Origin of the sequence: Neisseria maigaei (assembly GCF_958267405.1) — a bacterium.
Lineage (GTDB): Bacteria > Pseudomonadota > Gammaproteobacteria > Burkholderiales > Neisseriaceae > Neisseria > Neisseria bergeri.
In genome coordinates this window covers 1-3267 of the sequence record NZ_CATQFT010000042.1, presented here as the reverse complement: position 1 = coordinate 3267, position 3267 = coordinate 1, and the positions used below count along the sequence as shown (strand labels likewise).

Annotated in this window: 4 protein-coding genes; all 4 read left to right on the top strand. The window is 43.1% G+C overall.

Annotated elements, in window-relative coordinates; translation table 11 throughout:
• Positions 1-694: 694 nt before the first annotated feature.
• The 4 genes from Q3O06_RS08085 to Q3O06_RS08070 all read left to right on the top strand — a co-directional run bounded on the left by Q3O06_RS08085 (position 695) and on the right by Q3O06_RS08070 (position 3057).
• Complete coding sequence (locus Q3O06_RS08085) at positions 695-1426, top strand: replication initiation protein (RefSeq protein ID WP_118796782.1); 732 nt, start codon at positions 695-697, stop codon at positions 1424-1426.
• Positions 1427-1453: 27 nt separating this feature from the next.
• Entirely contained in the window at positions 1454-1678 is a 225-nt protein-coding gene (locus Q3O06_RS08080) for a hypothetical protein (protein WP_096123413.1), read from the top strand.
• A 3-nt stretch (positions 1679-1681) separates the two neighbouring features.
• On the top strand, positions 1682-1987 hold the full coding sequence (locus tag Q3O06_RS08075; RefSeq protein WP_124213090.1) for a hypothetical protein: 306 nt from the start codon (positions 1682-1684) through the stop codon (positions 1985-1987).
• A 542-nt stretch (positions 1988-2529) separates the two neighbouring features.
• Positions 2530-3057 (top strand): hypothetical protein, encoded by a 528-nt coding sequence (locus tag Q3O06_RS08070; RefSeq protein WP_301818366.1) that lies wholly within the window; start codon positions 2530-2532, stop codon positions 3055-3057.
• The last annotated feature ends 210 nt before the right edge of the window (positions 3058-3267 follow it).

Below are 3267 nucleotides of genomic sequence, written 5' to 3'. Positions count from 1 at the left end.
TAGCTTCGGGGATACATCTTGCATAGGACGAGCATTAAAAATCAATCTGCGTGCATTCTAGGGGGGCTAGCGCACGTTTGTTTAATGAAGCCATCTCCGCACTTCATCATTGAAGACCAAAAACAGTTAAATTCCGGGTAACCTGTGGGGCAGCCTGAAACCTGTTTTTCTTTCCTGTTGAACAAAAACCTTTGCCGTTCGGTTGTTGTGATTTGGTGCGCGAATGGTTGGGCTGCATGAGCTGCGTCAAGCAGCTCCCAAAAAATGCCGTAGGCTCATTATTGGGTTTTAGCCGTAGGCGAAATTTTGAAGCTGCGTAAGCGCGAAAAATTTCAAACGTGTGCGGTGTGAAAAATGGCGAGTTATCCACGAAAAATCAGGGTCGGGCGGTTTTTCATCATTTTTAATATTTTTAAAAACCTTTTTATAGAGCCTGTGGAAAACGCCGTAAGCCTTTTGTATCAAGGCTTACGGCGATTTTTTTTGCGTTTTAAATGAAACATTTTTGCTACAACTAAAACATTTTTGCTACTTAATGAAACATTTTTGCTACTTAATGAAACATTTTTGCTACTCAATCCACAGGCACAAATGAAACAGGTTTAATACATTTGAAACAAAAAAAGGCTTGATTCATTTACAGCAATGAAACATAATTTGCACATGTTTTAAATGTATTGAGGGTGTTTCATTTGTGGCTAATGTAGTTAAACAATCAAAAGATTTAGGCAGCCGTAATGTTGTTATTTCAAACTACATTACACGTTCCGCCCAAACGCTGAACTTGGTAGAAAAGCGGATTTTAATGGCAGGTATTGCCAAGCTTGGGGGCGTAAATGGCGAGATAAAATTAACGGCGCAAGAGTATGCCGACACTTATGGGGTGGATATTCGAACCGCCTATAATGAGCTAAAAGGGGCTGTTCATACCTTGATGAAACGCACCCTGTCTTGGCAAATTACAGACGGCAAAAAAATCGGTACGCGCACCACAATTTGGGTTCAGGGATATGATTACTTCAAAGACGAGGGTTTAGTTAAGTTCAGGTTTTCTGAATACGTTTTCCCTTTCCTGTTTGAGCTTGAAAGGGAATTCACAAAATACCAACTTCAACAAGCTGCTGCGCTGCGCTCTATCTACTCATGGCGGCTGCTTGAATTGTTTGAGCAAATGAAAGACAAGACAGACGGTTCGGGGTGGCTCTCAATGTCCATTGAAGAATTTTGGCACGCAATGGAGGCAACTGAAAGCTATCGAGCTAATTTCCAATTGTTGCGAAAAAGAGTTATTGAACCAGCGATAAAAGAATTGACCGAAAAAGATAACTGGCTGATTGAATGGGAAGCCCGGAAGCGTGGGCGTAAAGTGGCTACGCTGCTTTTCAAATTCCAGCGCAACCCACAAGGTAGTTTATTCAATGAATGAAATCATACGGAAAAAAGGAGGGTGATTATGGCAACAATAATGGAAAAAGATGTATTGATTGAAGTTGTAGCTTCAGGTTTGGCTTTAATTAGCCGCAAATTAAAATACAATCTAGAGTATTTGAATAATAATGAAGACAATAATAGGTTGATTGAAATAAGAAATTACCTATATTCAACATTCTCGGATGATATTGATTATGAAAAAATCTTAAGTGAATGCAAGGCTATCAAACAAAAATATCAAAGGTAAATCATGGACTGGTTACATACTATTTTCCTTTGCTTTGTTTGGATTGTTGCCGTTGTTGCGGCTGGCGTTACTTTTTATGTCGTGGTTGCGTTGCCCATTTCGTTGATAGCCTACATCGTTGGCATTGTTTACAGTTTTTTCAGGCTGTTTTTACCATTCCTTCCCGACTTTTGGGCAAACATAGGCACAGGCACAACAGGAGAGAAAGGCGGCTTTGATTGGGGAGAGCGGACAGAAGCCGACAAGCACCGCGAGCTAGTGGAGCATATCCGCATTCAGAACATGAACGAAGAACGTAACAGAAGATAGCCAATGCTATAATGAAAAATTACCGCTTTCGGGCGGTAATTCGGTGGGCGGGGACAGCAAAAATCCCCGCTGCAACGGGGATTTTTGCGAAGCTCTCGCCTGTGTGATTAACCTCACATTTGGAGTGAAGCATGAAGCTCAAAATCCTTGTACAGGGGAACAAGCTGCTGCTGACACTGGAAGTAAACCACGGTTTTATTTTAGCCGTGGTTTGGCTGTTCAGTCAATTTGCAAGCTAACCTGACCACAAACAAAAAACGAAAGTTTCCGCCTGCCAGCAATGGGGGGCGGTTTTTTCTTTTTCTGTTGTCCATAATTTAAAAAATTGCACCGTTAAAAAACTTCCTTTGCTGCTGAAGGCAGCAATCATAACGCGCTGGGCGCGTTATAAAAGGTTTACCTTTTTCGCCTTTAGGCTATCCTGCCATAGCTAGATATTTCTTATATTTTTCATATATTTGTCTAGATGTCCCTAGTTCGTTATAGTAAGGTTTACATCGGGCTATATCAGCCTAGGAAACCCTATATGACAAGGAAAAACAATGCAAAATCTACCGCCGCCGTATCCGAAGCGCAATTCTGGCTGGCTTCTGCCCTTCAAAACCCAAATTCTGATGCTCCGAAGCAAGGGTTATCCCTTTTACCAAATCGCCGAAATACTCCAACCCGAAGCCCAAAAGCAGGGGCGTAAAGTTTCCGCTTCTATCATCAGCTACTGGGTTTCCACTTGGCGACAACAGGAAAAAAAATCGGACTTCCCAAAATCTGTGGCGGTTCAGCCAAAACCGCAAACCGTTACCGCTCCACTGGGGCAGTATGGCTATAACCCACTTTTTGCCGATTGGCTGGTAGCCGAATGCCAAAACCTGCACGGCTATGGCGATTTTGACGATGACGGGGCTTACTTCATCAGGATTGATGACGTGATGGACGCTTACCGTAAGCACCCCGAAATCGTTAAAAACGGTTGGGACTGCCGCGAAATTCCTGCCATCTTGGAACGCTGGGCGGCAAATCGTATGGCTTGGGATATAGTTTTTCTGCGATACAGTGATGATTCTCCGCGATGATTCTCCGCAACCGCCGGAAAACAGTTAAACCGCCGCCGCGCCCGCCGCTATCAAAACCGTTGATTTTAGGAAATCTCTTTTTTTGGGCTTATTTTCGCGTTATAGCGCGTTTTAGCTTCGGGGATACATCTTGCATAGGACGAGCATTAAAAATCAATCTGCGTGCATTCTAGGGGGGCTAGCGCACGTTTGTTTAATGAAGCCATCTCC